Here is a 26,884-nt window from a genome sequence, read left to right as displayed (position 1 = left end):
GGTTCAGGCGTGCGCCGCCGCGGCCTCGGGCTTCTTCGCTTCGCCCGGCAGGTCGACCATCGGCCCGGTGCCGCTGTAGCGGTCCAGGGCGAGGTAGATGGCCGGCGTGATGTACAGCGTGATCACCTGCGAGAAGATCAGCCCGCCCACCACCGCCACGCCCAGCGGCTGACGCAGCTCGGCGCCGGCGCCCAGGCCCAGCGCGAGCGGCAGCGCGCCCATCAGCGCGGCCAGCGTGGTCATCAGGATCGGGCGGAAGCGCAGCCGGCAGGCCTCGCGGATCGCATCCACGGGGCTCAGGCCTTCGGTGCGCTGCGCGTCGAGCGCGAAGTCGATCAGCATGATGGCGTTCTTCTTCACGATGCCGATCAAGAGCAGGATGCCGATGGTGGCAATCAGCGTCAGGTCGAAGCCGAAGATCTTCAGCGAGATCAGCGCGCCCACCGCCGCCGAGGGCAGCCCCGCCAGGATGGTGATCGGGTGGATGTAGCTTTCGTACAGCACGCCCAGCAGCACGTAGATGACCAGCACCGCCAGCACCAGCAGCACCGCCTGGCTCGACTGCGAGCTCTGGAAAACCGCCGCGTCGCCGCCGTAGGTGGTGATGATCGACTGCGGCATCTTCAGCTCGTCCTTGAACTGGTCGATCTTCGCGGTCGCGTTGCCCAGCGGCACGTCGGGGCCGAGGTTGAACGACACCGTCACCGCCTGCAGCTGCCCCTGGTGGTTGACCGAGGTCGGCCCCACGGTGCGCTTGACCGTCGAGAAGGCCGACAGCGGCACCAGTTTGCCGGTGTTGCTGCGCACCGAAAGGCGCGCCACGTCTTCCTCGAACTGGCGATCGTTGTCGGCGGCCGAAAGAATCACCTGGTAGGTGTTGCTCGCGCCGTAGATGCTGCCGATCTGGCGGTCGCCATACGCGTTGTAGAGCGCGGTGCGCAGGTCGCCCACCGCCACGCCGAGCACGCCGGCCTTGTCGCGGTCGATGTCCAGCGTGGCCTGCAGGCCGCGGTTCTGCGAGTCGCTGGTGACGTCGCGGAAGGCAGGGTCGGCGCGCATGCGCTCCATGAGCTTGGTGGCCCAGGGCACCATCTCGCCGGCGTTCACGCTCTGCAGCGTGTACTGGAAGCGCGCCTTGCTCTGGCGGCCGCCCAGGCGCAGGTTCTGCACCGGCTGCATGTAGACGGCAATGCCCGGGATCTCGCGGAAGCGCTGGCGCAGCGACTCGAGCACCTTGCCCATGGCCGGACGCTCGCCGCGCGCCTTGAGCACCGCGAACAGGCGGCCGGAGTTCTGCGTGGCCGTGGGTCCGCCCACGCCGACGAAGGAGCTGACGTAGTCGACGCTCGGGTCGGCCTGCAGCGCATCGGCCACGCGATCCTGCAGCGCTTTCATGGCGGTGAACGAAATGTCCTCGGCCGCCTCGGTGGTGATCTGGATCTGGCCGATGTCTTCTTCCGGGAAGAAGCCCTTCGGGATGGTCGCGAACAGCCAGCCGGTGACGACGAAGGTCAGCCCCGCCATCAGCAGCATCACGTTGCGGTGGCCCAGCGTCCAGTCGAGCGAGCGCATGTAGCTGCCGTGCACCGCGCGGTAGCCGCGCTCGAAGGCACGGCCGATGGCGGTGCCGGGCTCGGGGTGCTCTTCCTCGTGGTCGATCGCGCCTTCCTTGCGCGGCACCTGCTTGAGCAGCCGGCTCGCGAGCATCGGCACCAGCGTGAGCGACACCACCGCCGACACCAGCACCGCCAGCGCCACCACCACCGCGAACTCGTGGAACAGCAGGCCGATCACGCCCGGCATGAAGAAGATCGGGATGAACACCGCCACCAGCGAGATGGAGATCGACACGATGGTGAAGCCAACCTCGCGCGCGCCGCGCAGCGCCGCCGCGAACGGGTCCATGCCCTTTTCGACGTAGCGCATGATGTTCTCGAGCACCACGATGGCGTCGTCCACCACCAGGCCCACCGCCAGCGTGATGCCCAGCAGCGAGATGTTGTCCAGGCTGTAGCCGAAGGCGTAGAGCAGCGCCACCGCGCCGATCAGCGAGATGGGAATGGTCGCGGCCGGAATCAGCGTGGCCACCAGCCGGTGCAGGAACAGGAAGATCACCAGCACCACCAGCGCGATGGTGCCCAGCAGCGTGAGCTGCACGTCGTGCACGGCTTCGCGGATCGACAGCGAGCGGTCGTTCACCATCTGGATCTCGACCGACTGCGGCAGCTCGGCCTTGAAGCGCGGGATGAGCGCGCGCACAGCGTCCACCACCTGCACGGTGTTGGCGTTGGGCTGGCGCTGCACGGCCAGCGAAATCGAGTCCTGCCCGTTGAAGCTGCTGGCGGTTTTCACCGACTCGAAGCTGTCCTCGATGGTCGCCACCTCGTCCAGCCGCACCGGCGAGCCGTTGCGCTGGCCGACGATGAGCTTGGCGAAGTCGGCCGCCTTCATGAGCTGGCGGTTGGCCTGGATGGTGAGCGTCTGGCGCGGGCCGTCGAGCGTGCCGACCGGCGTGTTGGCGTTGGCGGAGTTCACGGCCTTGGCCAGTTCGTCGAGCGTGATGCCGCGCGCATTGAGCAGGTCGGCATTGGCCTTGATGCGCACCGCGAAGGCCTTGCGCCCGTACACGCCCACCTGCGCCACGCCGTCGATGGTCGACAGCGTGGGCGAGATCAGGTTCTCGGCGTAGTCGTTGAGCTCCGACGGGTTCATCGACGGCGAGATCAGCGCGATGAACAGCACCGGCGCGTCGGCCGGGTTGACCTTGCGGTACGAGGGCAGCTGCGTCAGTTCCTGCGGCAGCTGGCGCTGGGCGCGCAGCAGCGCGGCCTGCACGTCGACGGCGGCGGCGTCGATGTCGCGGCTGCTGACGAATTCGAGCGTGAGCGAGGTCACGCCCTGCGTGTTCACCGAGCTGATGGTCTGCAGCCCGGGAATCGTCGAGAACTGCTTTTCGAGCGGCAGCGCCACGGACGACGCCATGGTGTCCGGACTCGCGCCCGGCAGCTGCGCGTTGACGTTGATGACCGGCGTGTTGTAGCTGGGCAGCGCGGCGACGGGAATGCTGAAGTAGGCAAAGATGCCGATGACCACCACGGCGGCGGACAGCAGCACCGTCATCGCGGGACGACGGATGCAGAGCTCTGAAATGTTCATGCGCGTTCCTGCCGCGGCGGCTTGACGTCGGTGCCGTCCGAAGACGCGGCGCTGCCGGGCGTGACGCCCGTGGTGCCCTTGGCCGGGGACTCTGGCGCGCCAGGCGCCGCGGCCGGCGCCTTCGCATCGACGCGGACCTTGCCGCCCGGGCGCACGTTCTGGCTGCCCTCGATCACCACCTGCTCGCCGGGCTCCACGCCGCTGACGGCTACCTTGGTGCCGAAGGTGTGCAGCGCCTTCACCTTGCGGCGGGTGGCGGTCTTGCCCTCATCGACCACGTACAGCGACGGGCCGTCGGACAGCATCATCAGTGCCGCGGCCGGCACCACCGTGGCGCCCTCCAGCGTACGCACCGTGATGCGCGTGCCGACGAACTGCCCCGGCCAAAGGCCCTGGTCGGCATTGGCGAACACCGCCTTGGCGCGCACCGTGCCGATCTGCGGATCGACCGTGTTGTCGACGAAATCGAGCGTGCCGGCCAGCGGCTCCTTGCGGCCGGTGACGACCGCCTCGACCTTCGAGCGCGAACGCGAGGCCTCCAGCAGATCCTGCAGGTTGCCCTCGGGCACCGGGAAGCTCACCGCGATCGGGTCGAGCTGCGTGACCGTCACCAGCGACAGCGTCGGCTGCACCAGCGTGCCCGGATAGATGTTGACGGCGCCGATGCGCCCGGCAATGGGCGCGCGCAGGGTGGCGTAGCCCAGCGCCACCTGGGCCGACTGCACGGCGGCGCGGTCGGCGGCCACGGCGGCACGCTGCGCCTCGAGCTGCGACAGCGTGGCGTCGGCGGCGCTCTTGGCGATGAAGTTCTGCGCCACCAGGTCCTGGCTGCGCTTGTACTGGCGCTCGAGGTCGGCCAGCGTGGCCTCGTCCTTCTGCTGCTGGGCCTTGGCACGCGCCAGATTGGCCTGGTCGTTGCGGTCGTCGAGCGTGAAGAGCAACTGGCCGGCCTTGACGAACTGGCCTTCCTTCACATGCACCGCGCTCACCGTGTTGGTCACCTGCGGGCGCAGGTCGACGCTGTTGAGGGACACCACGCTGCCGTTGACCTGCACGGTCACCGGCACGTCCTGCTTCTGCGCGGTGGCCAGCGTCACGAGCGCAGGCGCGCCGCTTGCGCCGGGCGCACCACCGCCGGCACCGGGAGCCTTGGCAGTCTTTGCGGCCGGCTTGTCTGCGGACATGCTCCACCAGCCGCCTGCGACGGCTACGATCAACACGCCCGCAAGGGCGACAGCGACATTTTTTTTCATGGGGTTCTTGTGCACTTTGGGCTGACAGCGGCTATTGGATCAGCGGTCGTGCCGCGGTGGTCACGGGCACCGTAAAGAAATGTAAAGCAAGTCAACCCAAAGCCCGAACACCAACCTGCTGCCCGCCGGCCCGAGGAACACCCCCTCGTTAAAATCGCCGGTCCACAGCCTCTGGATAAACCCCATGAACCGCTGCAAGAAACCCACGAATGCTCTTACTTTCATAGCGCTTTGCGCGCTCGTCGCAGGCGCTGCCGGCGTTTTCCCCCTCGCAGCCAGTGCCCAGGACGAAGTCCCCCGGCCGCAGACGCAGAACGAATCGCTGGTCGGCGGCCGCAACTTCCCCATCGGCACGCTGCGCGGCAAGTTCATGGTCACCAATGCACCCGACGTCGAACTCGACGGCAGGGCCGACCGCCTGGGCGCCGGCGCGCGCATCCGCAGCGCGCAGAACATGCTGGTCATGCCCGGCGCCATCATTGGCCAGAAGTACCTGGTCAACTACACGCGCGACGCCGCCGGGCTGCTGCGCGAGGTCTGGATCCTCACGCCCGACGAAGCCTCCGCCAGCCGCGAGTCGCTGAACAAGCCCTTCCTGAACATCTGGCCGTTCACCTCGAACGACACCGTCAACACGCAATAAGCCCAGGCGGCGCGACGCCTCCTTCGCGCGCCAGCATCGCCCCGCCCTTGCGCATGAAGCGCACGGGGCCACGAGAGATTTCCCCATGAAAAAAGTATTCATCAAGACCTTCGGCTGCCAGATGAACGAGTACGACTCGGACAAGATGGCCGACGTGCTCAATGCAGCCCAGGGCTACGAACCCACGCAGAACGTGGACGAGGCCGACCTCATCCTGTTCAACACCTGCTCGGTGCGCGAGAAGGCCCAGGAGAAGGTGTTCTCCGATCTCGGCCGCGTCAAGCACCTGAAGGCCAAGGGCGTGAAGATCGGCGTGGGCGGCTGCGTGGCGAGCCAGGAGGGCCAGGCCATCATCGCGCGCGCTCCCTACGTCGACATCGTGTTCGGCCCGCAGACCCTGCACCGCCTGCCCGAGATGCTGAACGACCGCGAGCGCCTGGACCGCCCGCAGGTCGACATCAGCTTTCCCGAGATCGAGAAGTTCGACCACCTGCCGCCCGCGCGCGTCGAAGGCGCCACCGCCTTCGTGTCGATCATGGAAGGCTGCTCCAAGTACTGCAGCTACTGCGTGGTGCCCTACACCCGCGGCGAGGAAGTGAACCGCCCGCTGGACGACGTGCTGGTCGAGATCGCCGGCCTGGCCGACCAGGGCGTGCGCGAGATCACGCTGCTGGGCCAGAACGTGAATGCCTATCGCGGCAAGATGGGCGACACCGCCGAGATCGCCGACTTCGCGCTGCTGATCGAATACGTCGCCGAGATCCCCGGCATCGAGCGCATCCGCTACACCACCAGCCATCCGAACGAATTCACGCCGCGCCTGATCGAGGCCTACGCCAAGGTGCCGCAGCTCGTGAGCCACCTGCACCTGCCGGTGCAGCACGGCAGCGACCGCATCCTGATGGCGATGAAGCGCGGCTACACCGCCATGGAATACAAGAGCACGGTGCGCAAGCTGCGCGCCATCCGTCCTGAACTCGCATTGAGCAGCGACTTCATCGTCGGCTTCCCCGGCGAGACCGACGACGACTTCAACAAGATGATGAAGCTGATCGACGACTGCCAGTTCGACGCCAGCTTCAGCTTCATCTTCAGCCCGCGCCCCGGCACGCCGGCCGCCGCGCTGCACGACGACACGCCGCACGAAGTGAAGCTCGCTCGCCTGCACACGCTGCAGGCCGTGATCGACGCCAACGTCAAGCGCTTCGGCCAGGCGCTGGTCGGCACCACGCAGCGCGTGCTGGTGGAAGGCGCCTCGCGCAAGGACGCCAACGAACTCATGGGCCGCACCGCCTGCAACCGCGTCGTCAACTTCGAAGGCGACGCGCGCCTGGTCGGCCAGATGACCGACCTGCGCATCACCCGCTCGCTGGCCTACACGCTGCGCGGCGAGGTCGTGACGAACGAATCGCCGATGGCGCTCGCCCACTGATGGCGAAGCGGCCATCCATCCGGGGTTCGTTCCAGCAGCTCCTGCTGTTCGCGTTCCTGCTGATCACCGCGCTGCTGGTCGGCGTGGCGTTGCGCTCGGTGCTGCAGTACGACGCGCTGATGACGCAAAGCCGCGACGCGGCCGCGCGCGCGCTGCGCCTGTCGGGCGCGTCGCAGTCGCTGGCGGAGCGCAGCGCGGCCATGGAGCGCGCCGGGCGCCAGTCGCTGGTACTGAACGACGCGGTGCTGCGCCGCCGCTTCGACGACGCCGCGCGCGAGGCGCACCAAGTGTTGGAGCGGCTCGAGAAGAACGGCCTGCCGCCCGCCGGCATCGAGATGTGGCGCACCCAGCTCGGCGTGATCGAGGGCCTGATGAGCGGCAGCGCCGACAGCGCCCTCCAGCGCGAAAGCACGATGGCCATGCAGTTCCGCGAACTCGACGCGCTGAACACCAACCTCGCCCAGCAGGCGCAGTTCCTGATCGAAACGCAGAACGACGCGCTGGCCCAGCGCATCGAGAACGCGCGCCGCCGGCTGATGCGCGAAGTGGTGGCCGCCAGCGTGCTGGCGGTGTCGCTGGCGCTGGCCTTCGGCATCTGGCTGGCGCGGCCGTTCAAGCGGCTGGAGCACGCCATCGTCGGCCTCGGCCAGAACCGGCTCGACGAACCCATCGACATCCGCGGCCCGGCCGACGTGCGGCGCGTGTCGCAGCAGCTCGAATGGCTGCGGCTGCGCCTGACCGAACTGGACGCCGACAAGGCGCGATTCCTGCGCCATGTGTCGCATGAGCTGAAGACGCCGCTGGCGGCGCTGCGCGAAGGCGTTTCGCTGCTGGAAGACGGCGTGCCCGGGCCGCTGAACCCGGCACAGCTCGAGGTCGCGCAGATCCTGCAGCAGAACACGGTGGCGCTGCAGGGGCAGATCGAGGCGCTGCTGCGCTTCAACGCCGCCGCCTTCGAGGCGCGCGAACTGCGCCGCGAGCGCACCGAGCTGCTGCCGCTGATCGAGGAGCAGATCGAGGCGCAGCGGCTGCAATGGCAGTCGCACGGCCTGCGCGTGCGCGCCGAGGGCGACCCGATCGCCATCACGGTGGATCGAACCAAGCTCGGCACGGCCATTGCCAACCTGCTGTCCAACGCCATCCGCTTCTCGCTGCCCGGCGGCGTGATCACGCTGGCGGTGTCGGGAACGCCGGAGGCGGTGCACATCGACGTGAACGACGCCGGCCCGGGCATCGCCGAGGGCGACCGCGACCGGATCTTCGAACCCTTCTTCCGCGGCGAACGCCAGCCGGAGCACACGGTGAAAGGCACCGGCATCGGACTTTCCATCGTGCAGGAGTACATTGCAGCCCACGGGGGCCGCATCACCCTGCAGCCCGGCGGTCCCGGTGCTCGCTTTCGCATCGAACTGCCGCGCACGGCTTGACACCGCGGGCCCCACTCCAACACTGCCTGACCGCCCCGCGTCCTCTTTTTCGACCCATGTCTTTTTCGTTCGTCCGCAGTTCCATCTCCGCCGGGGCCATGGCCGTGCCATTCGCCCTGCTGCTGACCGCCTGCTCCACGCAACCCAAGCCGCCCGCGGAAGCCGATGCGCTGCCGCCGCCTGTCGTGCTGCCGCGCGTGATGCCGGTCGAGGCCGAACCCAAGGCGCCCGCCACGCAGCCGGCCTCGCTCTTCACGCTGATGACGCAGGGGCCGGTGGCGGCCATGCTGTCGTATGCCGACAAGGTGCGCCCGCTGAACGGCGCCGACCTGAGCGCCGAGATCGCGCGCATCGGCGACCCCGGCGATTCGCCCACCACCCAGATGCAGCTGGCGCTGCTGCTTTCGCAGACCCGCACGCCGGCCGACCTGGCGCGCGCCCTGGGCCTGCTGCAGCGCGTGAATTCCAACCCCGCGCCCGAGGCGCAGGCCCTGCAGCCGCTGTCGCGCGCCCTGGCCGCGCGCTACGTGGAGCAGCGCCGCGTCGAGGATGATCGCGACAAGCAGGTGCAGCAGCTGCGCGACGCCCAGCGCCGCATCGACCAGCTGAACGACCGCATCGAGGCGCTGCGCGCCATCGAACGCAGCTTCGCCCGGCCCAACACCCTGCCGGCCACACCACCTCCCAACGGAAGCAGATCCAATCAATGAGCACTACCGGCGCCCGCCTCCTCGTGGTCGACGACGACCCGGACATGCTGCGGCTGCTCTCGATGCGGCTGAGCTCGGCGGGTTACCAGGTCACGGCCGTGACCTCTGCCGAAACCGCGCTCACCCAGCTCGAGATCGAGCATCCGCAACTGGTGCTGAGCGACGTGCGCCTGCCCGGGCGCGACGGCCTGCAGCTGTTCGACGAGATCCGCAAGCGCCATCCGTCGCTGCCGGTCATCCTGCTGACCGCGCACGGCACCATTCCCGACGCGGTCGAGGCCACGGCGCGCGGCGTGTTCACCTACCTCACCAAGCCCTACGACGGCCGCGAGCTGCTCGACAAGATCGCCCAGGCGCTGGCCCTGGGCGCGCCCGCCACCACGCCAAGCAAGGCCGGCGACGACAGCTGGCGCTCCGAGATCGTGAGCCGCAGCAACCGCATGGCCGAACTGCTGGCCGAAGCGCGCATGGTGGCCAAGTCGGACGCCTCGGTGCTGCTGCGCGGCGACTCGGGCGCCGGCAAGGAACTGCTGGCGCGCGCCATCCACAAGGCCAGCGCGCGCGCCGACAAACCCTTCGTGGCCGTCAACTGCGGCGCCATTCCGGAGGCGCTGCTCGAGTCCGAACTCTTCGGCCACATGAAGGGCGCCTTCACCGACGCCCATGCCAACCACAAAGGCCTGTTCCAGCAGGCCGACGGCGGCACGCTGCTGCTCGACGAAATCGGGGACATGCCGCCGGCGCTGCAGGTCAAGCTGCTGCGCGTGCTGCAGGAGCGCGCGGTGCGCCCGCTGGGCGCGAGCCAGTCGATCCAGGTCGACGTGCGCATCGTCTCGGCCACTCACCGCGACCTCGACGCGGCGATGGAAGCAGGGCAGTTCCGCGAAGACTTGTATTACCGCCTGAACGTGGTGACGCTCACGCTGCCGCCGCTGTCGGCGCGGCGCGAGGACATTCCGCTGCTGGCCAACCACTTCCTGCAACGCCTGTCTACCAAGTACGGCAAGCGGCTGTCGGGCTTCGCGCCCGAGGCGCTGAAGGCGCTGACCACGGCCGCATGGCCGGGCAACGTGCGACAGCTTTTCAACGTGGTGGAACAGGTGTGCGCGCTTTCGAGCTCGCCGCTGATCCCGCTGGCACTGGTGCAGCGCGCGCTGCGCGTGCCGAGCGTCGAAGTCCAGACCTATGCCGAGGCCAAGCAGCGTTTCGAGCGCGACTACCTCGTCGGCCTGCTCAAGCTGACAGACGGCAACGTGGCTGACGCGGCCCGCCTGGCCGACCGGAATCGCACGGAGTTCTACCGCCTGTTGCAGAAGCACGAACTCACTCCGGGGCACTTCAAAGCCGACGCTGTCGCTGGCGGCAGCGACCCTGTCGCCGAGTAGCGACGCCTCTAAGTCGTTGATTTTTATAGCCAAACCCAACGAGCCCCGCAGGCTTGTCGGGATTCGGCGACAAAATCGGGGGTTTTGGGAGCCTCCAGCCGGCCTCCCCCCTTAAAACGACACTCGGATCGGCCCAAGTCGTTGATCTGAAAGCGTTTTTCCAGCCTGGCACAGGGTTTGCCCCTGTACAGGCATGACAGCACTCACCAGCCCATCTTTCGCACTGCGCCAGCAGCGCGACGGCCTGCGTCAAAAGCAGTTTTCCCCCTCGCGGCCCCGCGCCGCGGGCTATTCGCCAGCCGCGCTCGCCAGCGCAGGCGGCGCCGCCACCGATTGCGTCTTCAAGCGCCTTCCGGCCATTGGCGACACCCCCTCCCTCGACAAGCAACGTTGGTAAATCACATGAAGCCAAACGACTTTTCGCAACTGAATGTTCTGGCGGAGACCGACTTCGCACACCGCAGCCCGGTGCGCGAGGAACGCCATCCCAACGCCGTCACCGCTCCTCCCATCAACCGCGGCTCCATGACGCCCCGCCCCTGGCGCGGTTTCTGGAACAGCCTCGGCACCGCCGCGCTCGTGAAGCTGGGCGCCGGCCGTGACACCGAAGCCAAGGCCGCCACCGAAGTCAAGCAACCCTGGCAGCGCGCCGCGGCCCGCCGCCGCCTCGCCTTCATGATGCTCACCCTGCTGAGCACCGTGATCGCGTCGTCGCTGTTCGCCAGCGTGCAACCCGACTACGACAACGTCTGGCTCGAATACGGCCAGATCGGCCTGTACGGCCTGCTCTCCGGTTGGGTCGTGACCGGCTTCGTGACCGCCCTCATGGGTTTCTACGTCTCGGTGCGCGGTGACAAGCACGCGCTTTCGGCCAAGCAGGTGGTCAACCACCCGATGAACCCCGAGGCACGCACGGCGATCATCATGCCGATCTGCAACGAGGACGTGGCCACCGTGTTCGCCGGCCTGCGCGCCACCTGCGAATCGGTCGCGGCCACCGGCCACGCCAAGCAGTTCGACGTGTTCGTGCTCTCGGACAGCTACAACCCCGAGACCGCCGCCGCCGAGCGCGCCGCCTGGGAAGACCTGCGCGCCGCGCTGGCCGAAAGCCCAAACCAGCCGCAGGTCGAGGTGTACTACCGCCTGCGCACCCGCCGCACGCACCGCAAGGCCGGCAACGTGGCCGACTTCTGCCGCCGCTGGGGCAAGGACTACCGCTACATGGTCGTGCTCGACGCCGACTCGGTCATGAGCGGCGACTGCCTGACCTCGATGGTCAAGCTGATGGAAGCCAACCCGACCGCCGGCATCATCCAGACCGCGACGCAGGCCATCGGCCACGTCACGCTGCATGCCCGCGCACAGCAATTCGCTTCCCGCGTGACGGGCCGCCTGTTCACGCTGGGCATGCAGTTCTGGCAACTGGGCGAATCGCACTACTGGGGCCACAACGCCATCATCCGCGTCGAGCCCTTCATGAAGCATTGCGCGCTGGCCCCGATCAAGGGCACCGGCGGCATGTCGGGCGGCATCATGTCGCACGACTTCGTCGAAGCCGCGCTGATGCGCCGTGCCGGCTACAACGTGTGGCTGGTGTCCGACCTGGTCGGCAGCTACGAGCAGCAACCGCCGGACCTGCTGGCCGAACTGCAGCGCGACCGCCGCTGGTGCCAGGGCAACCTGCAGAACGCCCGCCTGATGGCCGAGCCCGGCATCCACTCCGTGCACCGCGCGATGTTCGTGACCGGCACCATGGCTTATGTGTCGGCTCCGCTGTGGCTCGCGTTCCTGACGCTGGGCACCGCCCTGTGGCTCAGCGGTTCGAGCCTGGTCTCGAGCTGGAGCGTGCTGCCCGCCGAACTGGCCGGCCTGTGGGTCTGGACCCTGTGCCTGCTGTTCCTGCCGCGCGTGCTGGGCATCGCCGCCGTGCTGATGCGCGGCGAGCAGCGCCAATACGGCGGCGTGTGGGGCCTGGTGAAGAGCTCGGTGCTCGAAAGCGGCCTGGCCATCGTGCAGGCGCCCGTCCGCATGCTGGCGCACTCGCTGTTCGTGGTCGTGGCCCTCACCGGCATCAAGCTCGACTGGAAGTCGCCCCCGCGTGAAGCCGCCGCCGTGCCGTGGAAGATCGCGGCCACGCAGCTGGCTCCCATGACGCTGGTGATCGCCATGCTGGCCGTCGGCGTCGCCATGATCGACCCGAGCGCGCTGATCTGGCTCATGCCCGTCGGCCTGCCGCTGCTGCTGGCGATTCCGCTGACCGTGCTGACCAGCCAGATCGCGCTGGGCACCACGCTGCGCGATCGCGGCTTCCTGCTGATTCCCGAGGAATCGCGTTCGCCGGCCGTACTGCGCCGCGCCTGGATGCATGCGGTGCGCCTGGCCCGCCCGGCCGCACTGGCGACCGCCTGATGCGCTGAGGCATCCCGCCCCCCCGAAGAAGCCGGCCATTGCGCCGGCTTTTTTCATTTCACGATGACTCCAGCACCGAACTTCGCTGGACTACGCCAAAGCTCGATACAGCAGGTTTATCAATAACTTAGGCGAGTTCAACATATGCCGGTGCTTTCCGAAACCTGACCCAACTTCCCTGCTGGTGGCCCCTATGAGGCTCTTGGGAATCGGGTCTTTCCGAGGAGTCATCATGGCAAAGATCAAGCTCACCAAGTCCGCAGTCGATGCGGCACAACCCCAGGCGCAGGCTGTCGAACTCAGGGATACCCTGGTGCCCGGCTTCTTATGCAAGATTACCCCATCGGGCCGCAAGGTGTTCATGCTCCAGTACCGGACGAACGCCGGCGAGCGCCGCAAGCCCGCCTTGGGTCAGTACGGGGAACTGACCGTCGAACAGGCCCGCTCGCTGGCTCAGGAATGGCTGGCCCAGGTGCGCCGGGGCGGCGACCCGGCCGCAGACAAGGCGCAGGCGCGCAAAGCGCCCACGGTCAAAGAGCTTTGCACGAAGTTCATGGAGGACTACTCCAAGCTGCGCAACAAGCCCAGCACCCAGGAAGGCTATCAGAGCGTCATCGACCGCAACATCGTCCCGATGATCGGCCGGATGAAGGTTCAGGACGTGAAGCGCCCGGACGTGGCCGGGATGATGAAGAAGATGACCCACAAGCCGGCCGACGCGAACCGCACGTTCAGCGTCATGCGCCGGATGTTCAATCTGGCCGAGGTGTGGGGCTACCGGCCCGACGGCACCAATCCGTGCCGGCATGTCCCGATGTTCCCCAACGGCAAGGCCACCCACCTCATCAGCGACGAGGACATGGGCAAGCTGTTCCGTCATCTTGAGCATCTGGAGGCCGAGGGACTGGAGAGCTACGTCATCCCGCTGGCGATCCGGCTCCAATTCGAGTTCGCCGGCCGTCGCGGCGAAATCGTCACGCTCCAATGGGATTGGGTGGACTTCGAGAACCGGCGCGTCGTCTGGCCCGACAGCAAGACCGGCGGCATGTCCAAGCCCATGAGCGAGGAAGCCTATCGGCTGCTTTCGGCAGCACCGCGCCGGGACGATTGCCCGTATGTGCTGCCATCCCCGAACCATCCCGGCCAGCACCTGACCACGGGCGAGTATTACAACGGCTGGAGCCGTGCGCTCAAGGCAGCGGGCGCGGCGCATGTAGGCACGCACGGCATCCGTCACCGCTCGGCCACCGACATTGCCAACTCGGGCATCCCGGTCAAGGTCGGCATGGCGCTGACCGCGCACAAGACCGTGGCGATGTTCATGCGCTACGTCCACACCGAGGATGACCCGGTGCGCAAGGCGGCCGAACTGGTGGCGAACCGGCGCAAGACGATCACCGGCGCATCCCGCCCTGCGGAGGCCACGGCATGACCAATAAAACGCTGACGGTGGCGGGGAAATCCCCAGCCGGCTATGCCGGCATCCACGGCGGGATCGTGGAAGTGCTCGATGCTGCCCGCCGTGCGACCGCGCGCAGCGTCAATGCGCTGATGACAGCCAGCTATTGGGAGATTGGCCGGCGCATCGTGGAAGCCGAGCAGCAAGGCAAGCGCCGTGCGGGGTACGGCGAGCAGTTGATCGAGCGGCTGTCGGCCGACCTAACCGCCCAGTTCGGGCGCGGGTTCAGCCGCCCGAACTTGCAGCAGATGCGGTCGTTTTTCCTGACCTGGCCAATTCGCCAGACAGTGTCTAGCGAATCTTCTGCCGCGCCGTCACCAGGGCGCTCCCTGCTGATGCAGGGGTGGCCTTCACTGTTGGACGAACTAGCCCAGGTGTTCCCATTGCCATGGTCGGCCTACGTGCGGCTGCTGGCGATCAAGGACGACCACGCCCGCAGCTTCTACGAGGCCGAGGCGCTGCGCGGCGGCTGGAGCGTGCGCCAGCTTGACCGGCAGATCAGTAGCCAGTTCTACGAGCGCACGGCCTTGTCCAAGGACAAGGCGGCGATGCTGGTCAAAGGGGCTGCGCCGACGCCCGAGGATGCCGTCAGGCCTGACGATGCAATCAAAGACCCTTATGTACTGGAGTTCCTGAACCTCAAAGACGAGTACTCGGAATCCGATCTGGAGGCCGCGCTGATCCAGCGGTTAGAGGATTTCTTGCTTGAGCTGGGCGAAGGATTCACCTTCGTCGGCCGGCAACGTCGCTTGCGCATCGACCAGACGTGGTATCGAGTGGATCTTCTGTTTTTCCACCGGCGGCTGCGCTGCCTGGTCATCATCGACTTGAAGCTGGGCAGCCTGTCCCATGCGGACGTAGGCCAGATGCTCATGTACTGCAACTATGCCAAGGAGCATTGGGCCTATTCCGATGAAAACCCGCCGGTGGGGTTGATCCTGTGCGCCGACAAGGGCCACGCCCTAGCGCGGTACGCCTTGGAAGGCTTGCCGTCGAAGGTGATGGCGGCGAACTACCGTACCGTGCTGCCGGATGCCGAACTGTTGCAGAAGGAACTGGAGGCTACGCGGCGCTTGCTGGAATCGCGCACCTCGAAGCAGCTCAAGAAACCCCCGCAGTAACCGGGCGTCTGCAGCATCGATCCTAAGTTCTATGGAACTTGATCGTAACCAAAACTACATGCGGCGAGCTTTCGCGTCACTTGGTACTCGTCGCCAGAATACTGGCGAATACGACCCCGTTCCGAGATCAGGTGCAAGTTCTTCCTCGCTCGCGAGCCAATGACATAAAGGAGTTTCATGGCACTTTCCTGACCGTTCGGATCATTGAAGTGCGGCACCATGTCCTCCAGCAAGGCATAGGCGATCACCACATCGAACTCTGCCCCCTTCACGCCGTGGATCGTTGAGATAGTGATGCCCGTCCGGCTCTGAAAAACCTTCCTGAAGGTTCCGATGTCTCCGATGAATTCGCTTCCCTCACTTTTCAATCGGGCAACCCGCGCTTGCGAACTGTCGAAGAACGCAGTGTGATGCTCCCGAAGGGTGGTGAAGAGTCGAAAATCGATGGCCAAACTTGAAAACAGCCTCTCGAAGAATGTGCTGAGGTAGGTGAGCCCATCCGTCTCATCAATCTTGATCGCATTGCATTCTCTCAACAACGACTTCCGAGTGAGCTTGGATACGCTGACGCCAGCCGCCTCCAGGTCAGTAAGGATTTCACCGGCCCAACGAAGTCTGCGCACATACATTCCCGGCGATGCCTGGGTAAGTGCGATCTTGGAAAGCCTGTACCAAAAATTCTCAGTGTCACGCGCAAACGGAACCATCCCCGGGCCATCGAACGAATACTCGGGCATGCTCGCGCACAGACGGCGTGTCATGCTGGCAAGGTGCGTCCACTGAGGTGCAAGTACGCACACCTCGTGAGGCGCGATACCGACAGTCTCGATGTTGAAACGGATGAGCCGGATCAACTCGGCTTCCAAGCCTGTCTTGTTCACCGTGGCATCGAACGAAACAAGACTCGGATAAGATTTTTCGTCGGATGCAGCTTCAATGCACGTGTCGTGGACGTTGTAGTTTCCGAAGTAGTCGATGATGCGCTCAGAGGAACGGTAGTTCTTCGACAGTTCGAGCTTCTTCAGGTCAATGCCAGCCATCGCCCTGAAATCCTCGAAGGCAATCGGGTATCCCCCGAGCGACTGGTAAATTGCCTGATTCGGATCACCGACGATGAAGGCTTTTGTGGCACCTTGACCAGCTTTCAAGATGGCCGTGACAATCGAGTACTGAATTCGCTTGGTGTCCTGATACTCGTCGATCAGCACGAAAGAGAATAGCTGCCCTAGAAGGACGCTGATCGCAGGACGGCTGACGATCAGTTGATACGCATAGTAGAGAATGAGTTCGAAGTCTATCTGCCGGCTTTCCTGCAGCTTCTCGAAATACTGTCCCAATATGGCGTGCAGGCCGGTGTGTTTCCACGCTTGTGGACAGGAAAGCACATAGCCAGTTTCGGTAAAATAAAACTCGCAATCCCAGAAAGTTATCTTTGGCTTCTGGTAAGGCTTGCACAGAGTCTCCAAAATCTTCTCGCGCTCATGCTGATCGATCACGCGGTAGCCCCGCTCCAATGCCTCGTGATAGATGCCGTAGGGCTTCAGTATCCATTCAAGACAGAATGAGTGAATCGTGCCTATCCATAGTCGGGATGTGTCCACCCCAAGGCCCTCAATACGCTCATGGATTTCGTCGGCCGCACGGTGCGTATACGTGATCGCAACAACGAACTGCTTGTTCGATTTCAGTCTGGACAACTCATAGGCGATCTTGTAGGTAAGCGTGCGGGTCTTTCCGCTGCCAGGGCATGCGATGAGGAAAACACTTCCAGGCTCCAGAATGGCAGCTTCCTGCTCCGGATTCAGATCATCCTTGTCCCACGTGAACATGGCTAGAAGACCTTGAGGACGTCGTTGATGCGATCGTCGGGGAAGGTGGCCAGCATTTCGTTCCTGATGCCAACGAAATCGATGTCTCCCTTTCTGAAGGCCAGCAATTTAGCCCTGAATCCATCAAATACCGCCGATGCAATGAAGAGATTCTCCGCATCGATGTAGTTGACGCGATAGCTCAGCACATTGAACCAGACCTCCTTTGTGACTACTGGGTGCGCGAAGGCGATGGCATCAAGGATGTACGACGGGATGGCTGTTTGCGGATCGATCTTCTTCCCCAGCAAGATGGCGAACCACCCTTTACCGTGGTTGCCTGCCATGGTCAGCACGCGCTGGCCGTACAGGGCGATGTCCGGTGACTCAAGCTCTGCTTTGGCGGTTGCGATGGTTGGCGCGTCTTTGTAGATATCAGGGAGGATGCCAACCACTTTGTTCGCATTTCCAGCAGCAACGAAATCAACCTCGAAGGTGTGCGGTGCAAAGAATGGCGAAACCCATGGATTGTCTTTGAACGACTCATCCAGAAGCACTTTCCTGGCGATTCCACTTTCCTGAGAGGCTCGGTACTTTTTCTTGCGCCGAAGCACCCCCTCGGGGTCGCCCGCTACGGGCGTTGTGTCAATGATGGACTTGTCGAGATCGGTGACGATGCTGCATCGCTTTCGGATTCGGTCATCGTGGAAAAGAACGGCTACGTTCTGGAAGCCAGTGCTTCGGATGTTGATCAAACTGATTCCGAGTTCATCCAGACTGATGCCCAGCACCTTCTTGACCAGAATCGGGATCAGGATTTCTTCGGCATCGCCCTCTACCAGAACGACACTCTTGGCAAACAACAGGTTGCTGCGAACTGCATCCAGGTAGCGTTGGATGTTGCCGATCTCTTCTGGTCCCAGGCCCGAGGACGGTTGGTAGGCCTCGCATCGATCACGCTCCCGGCCAAGAATATTTACGTTCTGAACGTTGCTGACCTCTGAGATATGCGTCGAATGGGTCGAGTAGATGATCTGGGTGTCGTCGTACTGAAGCCGGTCGAACAGCGTCTTTTGAATGTGTGTATGGATGTGGGCCTCTGGCTCTTCGATCAACAAGAAGTTGGCGATCGACTGCTTGGCTTTCTGATACTTGAATTCCAGCAGTTTCAAGGTGAGGAAGATTAGGTTCGCGCCACCCAGGCTCAACTCATGGATCGGCCCCTCGTGGCCTTCTCCCGACTCGCCGACAAAGAGCTTGAGCGACTGGAACAGTTTGTCAGCTTCGTCAGGCAGATCGGACTTGATCGACAGGGATGAGGGGGAGTACGCCTCGCCCGCCGCATCCTTGATGGTGTCCCTGATGTCGGTCCGGACGACCTGCACGTCCGGCAACGCCTCGATCGAATCATTCAAAGCCTTCACCCCATCGGTGATGAGCTGGAATGCCACTGGATCTATATCGCCGCTCTTTCCCTTGAGCAGCGACAAAAGTGGATTGGTCCTGTTGTTGTGAAACTCCGATACAACGTCTCGAAGTGCCTGAACGAAGGTGAAGGAAATCTCCTTGGACACGGACAGCACACTCGGAATCTTGGCACCGATAGCGGGAAACTCAATTTCTTCGTTGAACCTGGCCTTCTCGAAGTCACCGACCACCTCCTTGTAGATGGCCTCGTCGTTGAAGTCAGCGTCGCTTCGGCCCGTGAAGATGGTTTCGTAGTCGTCCAGCGTGACAGCGTTCAGGATCGCAGCGAGACCAGCGTGATCGCCATCGTCCAATTGAGAGAGGCGAAGCCTGATCTCTTTCTTTGGGCGAAAGATGAGGTTGTAGGTGGCTTTGCCGATTGCCTCATCGTCGATGCCGCCCGTCCCATGCCTGAACAAGGCCTGGACTGCTTCATCAGCCGAGATCTCCTCGAACTCAAGGCTGATGATGATCCAATGCCCTTGCCACCTTCCTAGACCTCTATGAAAGTCTGTTGATTCCAATCGGTAGGCGGATCGGATCATGTTGTCATCGAGCAGCAGCCTGATTGCTCGGAACAGATTCGTTTTACCTGATCCGTTTTCGCCAATGATGGTGTTGATGCCCTTTTGAAACAGGAGCTTGGTGTTGGCAAAGTTTCTGTAGTTGACCAGGCTGAGCTTGGAGATGTGCATAAAGGCCCTCGTCTTATTTCTAGGAGCGCCGCACGAATGCCGGCCCACCGCAAAGTACATGCATGTTACAAGGTGTGTTCCGCTGGGCAGACGTTTGGCAGCATGCCGGAACTGGGTAACGTCCCGGCGTTCCGCCGTCGGACTCGCGGGCTGCGCCCCGCGCCTCGTCCCGAGTCGCGGCCATGCGGCTTTGATCCCTGACACCTTCAGCCCTTGTGGGCCTGCGCGCTCCGCTTGCCCCAAAAGCGCGAGGGCGTGCAGTAGGCGGGGTGTAGGCGGGGTGTAGGCGGGGTGTAGGCGGGGTGTAGGCGGTCTTGCTGTTCCCTTCACCGTATCACGGCGTTCTCGCCGTCAAGGGCTGCGCGTGCTTGCACGCTTGCGGCCCGTGGCCGTCCTTGACCCCTGACTGCTTGCGCTGCGCCGTGCTCGCCACGGTTCCGGGCAATTCCGCCCGAGCAACCGGAGCACGATCATGTCGCAACTGTCCTTTTCCTCGTTCGATTCCTCGTTGATGGTGCGTGACGCGCAGGGCCGCTACCTGCTGGCGACGGCCGAGCAGATTCTGGAGGCCGCGCGCCAGGCCATCGAGCGCAAGATGCAACGCGGTACGTCGTTCACGTCGCCGGCAGCGGTAAAGGAGTACCTGCGCGCCAAGCTGGCCGGCTTCGAGCATGAGGTGTTCGCGGTGTTGTTCATGGACACGCAACATCGGCTGATCGAGTACGCCGAGATGTTCCGAGGCACCATCGACGGTGCATCGGTGTATCCGCGCGAGCTGGTCAAGGAGGCGCTGCGGCTCAATGCGGCGGCGGTCATCGTTTCGCACAACCACCCGAGCGGCAATCCCGAGCCGAGCGGGGCCGACAGGGCACTGACCCAGCGGCTCAAGGAGGCACTGGGGCTGGTGGACGTGCGCATGCTGGATCACGTCATCGTCGCGGGCACCGACACCACATCGTTTGCCGAACGTGGCCTGATCTAGCCCAAGGGGGCTTCGGCCCCCTTTTTGCTGCGCCGTGTTACTCGGTTCCGTTGCGCTCACGCTGACGGAGGCGCTTCACGTAGGCTTCGTCCACTAGCTCGTCAGGGCCGAGATCCAAGGCACAGTTCGCCAATGAGGCCAGTGTCCGGTCGGTGAGCTTGAACGCCCTCGGCAGTTGGCCGTAGTTCTCCGCGCTGTTTTCCTCGATGGAGGCGAACAGTGCCTTGAAGACGTCGGCCTTGGAGGGACGTGTCGCCGCAGTGGCGGCGGCCGTCAGCGGGTCTGTGGCCGCCATCTCCGCCTTTTCGGCATCCGATGCCAGTTCGCGCATGAAGTCGCCCAACGAGGGCCAATACTTCAGATCGAACTGGCCCCGGAGGGCATCCAGCTTCTCCTGTACGTATGACTGGAACAGGTAGTTGTTCCGGGATGCCGCCTCAATCACGTCTCCAACGTGATAGTGGGTTTCGCTGCTGAAACCCGAGGTGTTGTGCAGATCGGAGCGATGATCCAGAAGCTCCGCCAACTCGGCCGCCTTCCGCGCGATTTGCTGATTGACGTTGGCGAGATCATTACGCGCGGTGCGTGCCTTCTGCATCTTCTGTGGATTCCAGAAAGCAGCGGTGCTCAACACGAGGCCAAGAAAAACTTGGAGCGCTGGCGGGTGGGCATGGAGCTTTCCGTGCAATTCATCGTAGGCGTCTTTCAATTCGACGCCACGCGCCAGCAGTCGATCCGCGACCGCGTTCTCGCTGCGCAGGATGTGGTGCTCGATGTTGTACCGCTTCCCCTCCAGGAGGAGGTTTTCGCAGACTTGCTGCGGATTCATGGCTTGAGACGAACTCACAGTCTGTCCTTGATGTTTTAGACGCTTCACAGCGTATTGAACCTTGCCGGATTTGTCGGTACCCGAGCGACTGTCGATGAACCGGCTCTGAGGTACCCACGCCAATGCAACCCGGGCGTCCCCGGCCCCGTGGGAGATGGCCGGTCGCGCTGTCGTGCTACGCATCGAACCCCCTGCGGGGTTTCGCCCCTGGCGGGCTTCCATCGTTCCCTCGCTCCGCTCGGCTGACGCCTTCGGCCCGGATTCCTCGATCCGGGCCTGCGCGCTTCGCTTGCGTGCGGTTCGGCACACAGGGACGGCCGTTGCCATGTCCAGCCGTCTCCCCTGACTTCATCACCTTCTCCGCGACCGTAGCCCGCTCCCGTGTGCCGTCAAGGCGCGCAGGGCCGTGTCCTCGCTGCGCTGCGGGCCGCACCAACCCTGCGCTTGTTTCCTTGACGGCCCCCGTCCGCGCGCTCCTTTGGCCGCGGGCGATGAACTCAGGAAAGACGGTGGCAACAGGGCCAACCGGGTTCCTCGTGCCAACCGCACAGAACAGCCGAAAGGCTGGGCTCCGAATCTAGGAATCCGGTGTGCGGTTTGAACAGCAAACCCTTTTCGTCAGGAGAAAGACCATGCAACTCGCTTCCCGTTTCGCTTCCCGTTCCCCCTCGCTGCGCAGCGATTACCCGCTGACCGATGACCAGATTCACCGCGTAGCGCCGTCCATCTTCGCGGACGCGCCGCATGAAAGCCGTTCGCAGCGGTACGCCTATATCCCCACCGCCGCCGTGCTGACCGAGCTTCGCAAAGAAGGTTTCCAACCCTTCATGGTGACGCAAACCCGCGTGCGCGACGAAGGCAAGCGCGAGCATACGAAACACATGCTGCGCCTGCGCCACGCCAGCCAGATCAACGGCGCGGAGGCTAACGAAATCGTGCTGCTGAACTCGCACGATGGCACGAGCAGCTATCAAATGCTCGCGGGCATGTTCCGGTTCGTTTGCAGCAATGGCCTTGTGTGCGGCGACACCGTGGCCGATGTGCGCGTGCCCCACAAGGGCGACGTTTCCGGGCATGTCATCGAAGGCGCTTATGAAGTCTTGCGCGGTTTCGACCGGGTGAAGGATTCCCGCGATGCCATGCGCGCGATCACGCTGGACGAAGGCGAAGCCGAAGTGTTCGCCCGTTCCGCGCTGGCCTTGAAGTACGACCCCGCCGACAACAAGCCCGCGCCCATCACCGAATCACAAATCCTGATGCCGCGCCGGTTCGATGACCGCCGACCGGACTTGTGGAGCGTGTTCAACCGCACCCAAGAAAACCTGACCAAAGGCGGATTGCATGGCCGCAGTGCCAACGGACGCCGCCAGCAAACCCGCCCGGTACAGGGCATTGATTCCGATGTGCGCCTCAATCGCGCCCTCTGGATGCTGGCCGATGGCCTGCGCCAGTTGAAAGCCTGATTCCCCACGCGGCAGGGGCAGGCAGCAGCCCTTGTCGTTTCTTTCGCTGCTGCATCCCTGAACCGATAGGAGTTATCACCATGAACGCCGTTACCAAGACCGAAATCCATGCCATCGAAACCGCCGCGCCGCTGGAAGTGGCCGACCCGACCAAGAACCTGATCTTAGTTCCGCTGTCGCAGTTGTTGCCGCGCCGTTCCAAGCGCAACGTCCGCACGACCCCGCGCCAGTCCATCCCCGAACTGGCCGCGAGCATCGCCCGCGTCGGCCTGCTGCAAAACCTCATCGTCATCCTGTCCGCCGATGACGAACAGTACGAAGTCGTTGCCGGCGACCGCCGCCTGACCGCGTTAAAGCTGCTGGCGAAGAAGAAGCGCATCGCCGCCGACTACGAAGTGCCGTGCCTGCTGGTGGCCGATGCGTCCGCCCGTACCGTGAGCCTCGCCGAGAACGTGCAGCGCGAGGCCATGCACCCCGCCGACCAGTTCGCGGCCTTCGCCGCGCTGGTCAAGGAAGGCCGCCCCATCGAGGACATTGCCGCCGACTTCGGCGTGTCCCCGCTGGTGGTGCAGCGCCGCTTGAAGCTGGCGAACGTGTCGCCGCGCCTGATGACGGATTACCGCGCCAGTAGCGTGACGCTGGAACAGTTGATGGCCTTGACCATCACCGACGACCACGCCGCGCAGGAAGCCGCGTTCTACGGTGCGCCGGAATGGCAGCGCGGCGCATCCGCGTTGCGCGACCGCCTGACCGAGCGCGAAGTCACCGCCACGCATCCGCTGGTGCGCTTCGTCGGGCTGAACGCCTACACGGCGGCAGGCGGTGGCATCCGCCGCGACCTGTTCGCCGAAGGCGATGCCGGAACCTACTTGACCGATGCTGCGCTGCTGGAAACGCTGGTGCGCGGGAAGCTGGACGCGCAGGCCGAGGACGTGCGCGCCGAGGGATGGGCATGGGTGGAATCCGTGCCGCACATGAGCCATGCCGACCGGCAGGCGTTCCAGAGTGCCCCGCGCCAGCGCCGCGAACCGACCGCCCGCGAAGCCCGCCGCATCGCTTCGCTGCAAACCCGTCTCGACAAGATCGACGCCGAACTGGAAGAAGCCTACGACGCCGAGGACGAGGACAAGACCGAGGCGCTGGAACCGCGCCGCGAACAGGTGGCCGGGGAACTGCAAGCCGTGGAGGATGCCTTGCAGGGCTACGCCCCGGACGTGCGCGCCGTGGCCGGTGCCGTCGTCACCCTCGACCGCGAAGGCGAGGCCGTGATTCATCGCGGCCTGCTGCGCGAAGCCGAGGCGAAGGCGTTGCGGACGTTGGCAAAGCTGCGGCAGGGTTTCAGCGCGGGCGACAGTGCGAACGACGAGGAAGGCGACGACACCGACGAAGCGCCCAAGACCGCGAGCCTGTCCGATCGGCTGGCGCAGCGGTTGAGCGCCCACCGCACGGCGGCGCTGCAAATCGAAGTGGCGCGGCACCCACACGTCGCGCTGGCCGCGCTGGTGCATGGCATGGTGCAGGCCGTCTTGCAGGGCCGCCACTACGGCAACGACCTGCCGCTGGGCGTGAACCTGAAAGTGCAAGACCGGCTGGAAGGCATGGCCCCGGACATGCCGGAATCGCCCGCCGCCGTGGCGCTGCGCACCTTGCAGGAAGTCGCGGGCGAAGCGTTGCCGGAGGACGGCGCCGAACTGTTCGCGGCGCTGCTGGAAAAGTCGCAGGACGAACTGGTGCGGCTGCTTGCGGTATGCGTGGCCGCAACGGTGGACGTGGTGACGCCCCGCGCTTCGCAGCACCAGCCCGGCGCGGAACTGGCGCAGGCCGTGGGGCTGGACATGGCCGCATGGTGGAAGCCGACCGCCGAAGGCTACTTCAAGCACGTTTCCAAAGCCGTGATTCTGGAAGCCGTGACCGAGTACGCCCCGGCGCACGTCACCCGGTTGGCGAAACTCAAGAAGGGCGACATTGCCAGCGAAGCCGAACGGCTGGCGGACGGCACCGGCTGGATGCCTGCGGTGTTCAAGGCCGAGGGCGCGGACGACACCACGGCGCAGGACGAGCCGCAGGCCGTGGCCGATGACGCGCCGGAAGCCCTCGAAGCCGACGACGAGGTGCAGGCGCTGGCCGCATGACCCTCACCACTACCGAGCGCCCCGGTTTTCGGCCGGGGCGCTTCGGCAAGCCCGGAGCCTTTCCCATGAATCGCCAGAACCCGACCGCCCGCCCGCGCATGGCAGCGGTCTATTCCCCCGGCACAGTGCGCGCCCGCCGCTGGCATGGCGATGGCGACGTGCGCGGCTACCGTCCGCCGCAGGGCTGGACGGCCTGCGCCGACCTGACCGACATTCACCCCATCACCGGCAGCGCCTTGTCGCGTTCGGTGTGGTGGATCATCGAAACCAAGGAATAACCGCAGCGGCCCCGGCGCGATGCGCCGGGGCCGTTCTCAAAATCCGGGCGCGGCGGTGGCCGCGCCCGGTTTCAATGTCCACAGCAAGACCGCCCCGTCGCCGCCTTTGACCAGGTGGCGACGGGGCGGGCGTGCAAGTGTCTTGCACGCGGCACGGCAATCGGCGCCCGCTGGCGCGGGCAGGATCTCGATGGCGCCCCGCCGCAATGGGCGGGGCTTGTGGGGCTACGCCCCGGCTTGCTGCGGCAGGTTGTGCGAAAGCGTGCCGTCCTCGACGCTGGCGGTTCGCCTGTACGTCACGAAGGACGGTTCACCGACACGCCGCCCGGCCTTGCCTTATGGAGCTTCCACGCCACCCCTCAAGCACGTTGCTGCCAGCGGCGGCAAGGGGCGTTCTCGCTTTGTCATTGGGGTTGGCCTTGCCCGCGTCAGGGCACAAGCCGGTGCAGCCGTCATGCGGGGATGCCGAGGTCGGCCATGTCTCCTTTCGGGAGCGGGCGGCCCCTGCGTCCTTGGCTTGTCGTGAATCCTGGCGAGGGCACGGCTGCGCCTTGGGCTTCATGGCGGCAACCTTCCAGCGAAAACAATTTCCCCTGCGCTACGCGCATTCCTCGCGGGACAAATTCTTTTCGCTTTCAGGTGCTCCACGGTGTTGCGCCCGCTGCGCGGTGCCACCAGCCCATCCCCCGCCGGCCGGTTCACAACAAGGACGCGATGGGCGCGACCTTGTTCAACCCGAAAGGAGAAACATCATGGCTAACATCGGCACCTTCACCGCAGAGAAAGACGGCTTCACCGGCACGCTCCGCACCCTGACGCTCAACGTCAAGGTCAAGCTGGTTCCCAACGACAAGGGCGACAGCGAGAACGCCCCCGACTTCCGCGTGCAGGCGGCAGGCCACGACATCGGCGCGGCGTGGAAGAAGACCAGCGAGGCCGGACGGTCTTACGTGTCCGTGACCCTCGACGATCCTTCGTTCCCGGCAACGGTCTATGCCCGCCTGATCGAGAACGAGGACGGTACGCACGACCTGATCTGGTCGCGCAACAAGCCCAAGGCAGCCTGACGGCCGCCCACCGCGCCCCGCCCATTGCGGCGGGGCACCGTGCTGCTGGCGCAGCACGTCACGCACGCGCCTACGGCGCGTCGCGCTCCTTCAACACCGCCTCAAGCTCCTGGCGCACCTGCGCCAGAAGCTGTTCGGACTTGCGCGGGTTGTCGCCCGCGTAGGCCAGCGTCAACAACGTCAGCGGATGTACTTCCATGACCTCGCACAGCTCGGTCAGCTTGTGCATGGTCGGGCTTTTCAGGTCGCGCTCCAGCGAACTCATATAGGTACGGCTGGACACGTCGGAGAACGCTTCCTGGCTCAAGCCGCGCGCCTTCCTGATCGTCCGTATCGCCGCTGCCAATGAGTGCCTCGCCGTCGTCAACTTGGTTTCCCCGTAAAAACCAAGATGACAGTCGATTGCGTCCTATAGGGCTACAATCTATAGTGTGCATTTTGCAATGTTGATTTCCGTATTCGTGCTTTTACGGAAATCCGCATCGGCGGATTTCTACAGAATCAGGGAACCGTATCCGTGCCTTTCCTGACCTTCACAATTCCGTTTCTGCGTTCTTGTGCTTGTACGGATTCGATGGCTTGCGCATCCGTACTTGCTCACGAAAGCACGCGTCCGGCTTCGCGGTTCCGTGCTTCGGCGCAAAAGCGTGTTCGTGCAACCTTGGCTTTGCGGGATTTCTGACCGTGACCCAGCCGTTGACCACCGCAGATGAACGCGCGCAACTGCTCGCCAACGGCGCGGCGCGCGCCGCCGACCAAGGCATCGACCCAATGCCCGTGGTGCGGCTGTTCACACCGGACGCGCACGCGACCTGGCTGCTGGTATCGCTCGATCCCGCCGATGGCGACACGGCCTACGGCCTGATCGATCTCGGTATCGGGATGCCCGCGCTCGGGACGGTCAAGCTGTCCGACCTGGCCGGCATCGTCGGGCCGCGCAAGCTGCCGGTGCGGCGGGATCGGTATTTCCAGGCGGTGCGCCCGCTGTCGGAGTATGTCCGGCTGGCCCAGGAGAACGGCTCGATCACGGACTGATGAACGCCAGCGCAGCCCGGACAGCCGGGGCGCATTGTGACTATTTCAGTCTTACTCAAGACCGGACAGGTCTGGATCGGCATTGATGCACCGAAGCGGTGCCAGCCTGATGCAAACAGTCATGATCTTTGGC

Annotated in this window: 21 protein-coding genes; 15 read left to right on the top strand and 6 right to left on the bottom strand. The window is 64.7% G+C overall.

Translation table 11 applies throughout. From position 1 onward, the window contains the following. Window positions 1-3: 3 nt before the first annotated feature. Entirely contained in the window at window positions 4-3,156 is a 3,153-nt protein-coding gene (locus L3V85_RS07855) for an efflux RND transporter permease subunit (protein ID WP_237678759.1), read from the bottom strand. Continuing rightward, entirely contained in the window at window positions 3,153-4,340 is a 1,188-nt protein-coding gene (locus tag L3V85_RS07850) for an efflux RND transporter periplasmic adaptor subunit (RefSeq protein ID WP_237680521.1), read from the bottom strand. The genes L3V85_RS07855 and L3V85_RS07850 overlap by 4 nt, the downstream gene beginning before the upstream one ends. 253 nt (window positions 4,341-4,593) lie before the next feature. Between L3V85_RS07850 and L3V85_RS07845 the strand changes: the two genes are divergently transcribed. From L3V85_RS07845 to L3V85_RS07805, 9 genes are all read left to right on the top strand, one after another. Beyond that, on the top strand, window positions 4,594-5,052 hold the full coding sequence (locus L3V85_RS07845; RefSeq protein WP_237678758.1) for a hypothetical protein: 459 nt from the start codon (window positions 4,594-4,596) through the stop codon (window positions 5,050-5,052). Window positions 5,053-5,137: 85 nt separating this feature from the next. Beyond that, window positions 5,138-6,484, top strand: coding sequence for a tRNA (N6-isopentenyl adenosine(37)-C2)-methylthiotransferase MiaB (gene miaB, locus L3V85_RS07840; RefSeq protein WP_237678757.1), 1,347 nt, complete (start codon window positions 5,138-5,140; stop codon window positions 6,482-6,484). Next, entirely contained in the window at window positions 6,484-7,911 is a 1,428-nt protein-coding gene (locus L3V85_RS07835; protein ID WP_237678756.1) for a sensor histidine kinase, read from the top strand. The genes miaB and L3V85_RS07835 overlap by 1 nt, the downstream gene beginning before the upstream one ends. Before the next feature lie 56 nt (window positions 7,912-7,967). Further along, on the top strand, window positions 7,968-8,621 hold the full coding sequence (locus tag L3V85_RS07830) for a hypothetical protein (protein WP_237678755.1): 654 nt from the start codon (window positions 7,968-7,970) through the stop codon (window positions 8,619-8,621). After that, complete coding sequence (locus L3V85_RS07825; RefSeq protein WP_237678754.1) at window positions 8,618-10,006, top strand: sigma 54-interacting transcriptional regulator; 1,389 nt, start codon at window positions 8,618-8,620, stop codon at window positions 10,004-10,006. Before L3V85_RS07830 ends, L3V85_RS07825 begins: the two co-directional genes overlap by 4 nt. Window positions 10,007-10,199: 193 nt before the next feature. Continuing rightward, window positions 10,200-10,403, top strand: a complete 204-nt coding sequence (locus L3V85_RS07820) for a hypothetical protein (protein WP_237678753.1) — start codon at window positions 10,200-10,202, stop codon at window positions 10,401-10,403. 5 nt (window positions 10,404-10,408) lie between these two features. Beyond that, window positions 10,409-12,415, top strand: a complete 2,007-nt coding sequence (gene mdoH, locus L3V85_RS07815; RefSeq protein ID WP_237678752.1) for a glucans biosynthesis glucosyltransferase MdoH — start codon at window positions 10,409-10,411, stop codon at window positions 12,413-12,415. Window positions 12,416-12,647: 232 nt separating this feature from the next. Next, on the top strand, window positions 12,648-13,847 hold the full coding sequence (locus L3V85_RS07810; RefSeq protein WP_124148802.1) for a tyrosine-type recombinase/integrase: 1,200 nt from the start codon (window positions 12,648-12,650) through the stop codon (window positions 13,845-13,847). Continuing rightward, window positions 13,844-14,995, top strand: coding sequence for a PDDEXK nuclease domain-containing protein (locus L3V85_RS07805; protein ID WP_124148801.1), 1,152 nt, complete (start codon window positions 13,844-13,846; stop codon window positions 14,993-14,995). Before L3V85_RS07810 ends, L3V85_RS07805 begins: the two co-directional genes overlap by 4 nt. Before the next feature lie 29 nt (window positions 14,996-15,024). Here L3V85_RS07805 and L3V85_RS07800 read toward each other — a convergent pair whose 3' ends face one another. Together L3V85_RS07800 and L3V85_RS07795 are read right to left on the bottom strand one after the other, a co-directional pair. After that, window positions 15,025-16,824, bottom strand: coding sequence for a UvrD-helicase domain-containing protein (locus L3V85_RS07800; RefSeq protein WP_124148800.1), 1,800 nt, complete (start codon window positions 16,822-16,824; stop codon window positions 15,025-15,027). 2 nt (window positions 16,825-16,826) lie between these two features. Then, window positions 16,827-18,965, bottom strand: a complete 2,139-nt coding sequence (locus L3V85_RS07795; RefSeq protein WP_124148799.1) for an ATP-dependent nuclease — start codon at window positions 18,963-18,965, stop codon at window positions 16,827-16,829. Window positions 18,966-19,437: 472 nt separating this feature from the next. Between L3V85_RS07795 and radC the strand changes: the two genes are divergently transcribed. After that, window positions 19,438-19,947, top strand: a complete 510-nt coding sequence (gene radC, locus L3V85_RS07790) for a RadC family protein (RefSeq protein WP_124148798.1) — start codon at window positions 19,438-19,440, stop codon at window positions 19,945-19,947. A gap of 37 nt (window positions 19,948-19,984) precedes the next feature. Here radC and L3V85_RS07785 read toward each other — a convergent pair whose 3' ends face one another. Beyond that, the gene (locus tag L3V85_RS07785; protein WP_201267888.1) at window positions 19,985-20,776 is read right to left on the bottom strand and encodes a hypothetical protein; all 792 of its coding nucleotides are present in this window, start codon (window positions 20,774-20,776) and stop codon (window positions 19,985-19,987) included. A gap of 632 nt (window positions 20,777-21,408) precedes the next feature. Here L3V85_RS07785 and L3V85_RS07780 point away from each other — a divergent pair. The 4 genes from L3V85_RS07780 to L3V85_RS07765 all read left to right on the top strand — a co-directional run bounded on the left by L3V85_RS07780 (window position 21,409) and on the right by L3V85_RS07765 (window position 25,716). Continuing rightward, complete coding sequence (locus L3V85_RS07780; protein ID WP_124148796.1) at window positions 21,409-22,239, top strand: DUF932 domain-containing protein; 831 nt, start codon at window positions 21,409-21,411, stop codon at window positions 22,237-22,239. An 80-nt stretch (window positions 22,240-22,319) separates the two neighbouring features. Then, entirely contained in the window at window positions 22,320-24,371 is a 2,052-nt protein-coding gene (locus tag L3V85_RS07775) for a ParB/RepB/Spo0J family partition protein (protein ID WP_124148795.1), read from the top strand. A 65-nt stretch (window positions 24,372-24,436) separates the two neighbouring features. Beyond that, window positions 24,437-24,649 carry a hypothetical protein gene (locus L3V85_RS07770; RefSeq protein WP_124148794.1) on the top strand — a complete coding sequence of 71 codons (213 nt, stop codon included), beginning with the start codon at window positions 24,437-24,439 and terminating at the stop codon, window positions 24,647-24,649. 752 nt (window positions 24,650-25,401) lie between these two features. Then, entirely contained in the window at window positions 25,402-25,716 is a 315-nt protein-coding gene (locus tag L3V85_RS07765; RefSeq protein WP_124148793.1) for a DUF736 domain-containing protein, read from the top strand. Between the two features lie 70 nt (window positions 25,717-25,786). Here L3V85_RS07765 and L3V85_RS07760 read toward each other — a convergent pair whose 3' ends face one another. Then, the gene (locus tag L3V85_RS07760) at window positions 25,787-26,083 is read right to left on the bottom strand and encodes a helix-turn-helix domain-containing protein (protein ID WP_124148792.1); all 297 of its coding nucleotides are present in this window, start codon (window positions 26,081-26,083) and stop codon (window positions 25,787-25,789) included. A 317-nt stretch (window positions 26,084-26,400) separates the two neighbouring features. On the opposite strand from L3V85_RS07760, the gene L3V85_RS07755 reads away from it, so the two are divergent. After that, complete coding sequence (locus L3V85_RS07755) at window positions 26,401-26,751, top strand: DUF2958 domain-containing protein (protein WP_201267883.1); 351 nt, start codon at window positions 26,401-26,403, stop codon at window positions 26,749-26,751. The last annotated feature ends 133 nt before the right edge of the window (window positions 26,752-26,884 follow it).

The sequence above is a fragment of the Variovorax paradoxus genome (assembly GCF_022009635.1).
Taxonomy (GTDB): Bacteria; Pseudomonadota; Gammaproteobacteria; order Burkholderiales; family Burkholderiaceae_C; genus Variovorax.
Note: the sequence above shows the minus strand (reverse complement) of the source record. Positions and strands in the feature narration are given on the sequence as shown.

What these genes read in the sequence shown, in the direction of transcription:
- L3V85_RS07820 (WP_237678753.1), top strand. Translation starts at nt 10,200, where the DNA reads ATGACAGCACTCACCAGCCCATCTTTCGCACTGCGCCAGCAGCGCGAC.
- L3V85_RS07795 (WP_124148799.1), bottom strand. Translation starts at nt 18,965, where the DNA reads ATGCACATCTCCAAGCTCAGCCTGGTCAACTACAGAAACTTTGCCAAC.
- L3V85_RS07845 (WP_237678758.1), top strand. Translation starts at nt 4,594, where the DNA reads ATGAACCGCTGCAAGAAACCCACGAATGCTCTTACTTTCATAGCGCTT.
- L3V85_RS07780 (WP_124148796.1), top strand. Translation starts at nt 21,409, where the DNA reads ATGCAACTCGCTTCCCGTTTCGCTTCCCGTTCCCCCTCGCTGCGCAGC.
- L3V85_RS07810 (WP_124148802.1), top strand. Translation starts at nt 12,648, where the DNA reads ATGGCAAAGATCAAGCTCACCAAGTCCGCAGTCGATGCGGCACAACCC.
- L3V85_RS07800 (WP_124148800.1), bottom strand. Translation starts at nt 16,824, where the DNA reads ATGTTCACGTGGGACAAGGATGATCTGAATCCGGAGCAGGAAGCTGCC.
- L3V85_RS07855 (WP_237678759.1), bottom strand. Translation starts at nt 3,156, where the DNA reads ATGAACATTTCAGAGCTCTGCATCCGTCGTCCCGCGATGACGGTGCTG.
- L3V85_RS07835 (WP_237678756.1), top strand. Translation starts at nt 6,484, where the DNA reads ATGGCGAAGCGGCCATCCATCCGGGGTTCGTTCCAGCAGCTCCTGCTG.
- L3V85_RS07850 (WP_237680521.1), bottom strand. Translation starts at nt 4,340, where the DNA reads ATGTCCGCAGACAAGCCGGCCGCAAAGACTGCCAAGGCTCCCGGTGCC.
- L3V85_RS07805 (WP_124148801.1), top strand. Translation starts at nt 13,844, where the DNA reads ATGACCAATAAAACGCTGACGGTGGCGGGGAAATCCCCAGCCGGCTAT.
- L3V85_RS07770 (WP_124148794.1), top strand. Translation starts at nt 24,437, where the DNA reads ATGAATCGCCAGAACCCGACCGCCCGCCCGCGCATGGCAGCGGTCTAT.
- L3V85_RS07830 (WP_237678755.1), top strand. Translation starts at nt 7,968, where the DNA reads ATGTCTTTTTCGTTCGTCCGCAGTTCCATCTCCGCCGGGGCCATGGCC.
- radC (WP_124148798.1), top strand. Translation starts at nt 19,438, where the DNA reads ATGTCGCAACTGTCCTTTTCCTCGTTCGATTCCTCGTTGATGGTGCGT.
- mdoH (WP_237678752.1), top strand. Translation starts at nt 10,409, where the DNA reads ATGAAGCCAAACGACTTTTCGCAACTGAATGTTCTGGCGGAGACCGAC.
- miaB (WP_237678757.1), top strand. Translation starts at nt 5,138, where the DNA reads ATGAAAAAAGTATTCATCAAGACCTTCGGCTGCCAGATGAACGAGTAC.
- L3V85_RS07785 (WP_201267888.1), bottom strand. Translation starts at nt 20,776, where the DNA reads ATGAATCCGCAGCAAGTCTGCGAAAACCTCCTCCTGGAGGGGAAGCGG.
- L3V85_RS07775 (WP_124148795.1), top strand. Translation starts at nt 22,320, where the DNA reads ATGAACGCCGTTACCAAGACCGAAATCCATGCCATCGAAACCGCCGCG.
- L3V85_RS07765 (WP_124148793.1), top strand. Translation starts at nt 25,402, where the DNA reads ATGGCTAACATCGGCACCTTCACCGCAGAGAAAGACGGCTTCACCGGC.
- L3V85_RS07825 (WP_237678754.1), top strand. Translation starts at nt 8,618, where the DNA reads ATGAGCACTACCGGCGCCCGCCTCCTCGTGGTCGACGACGACCCGGAC.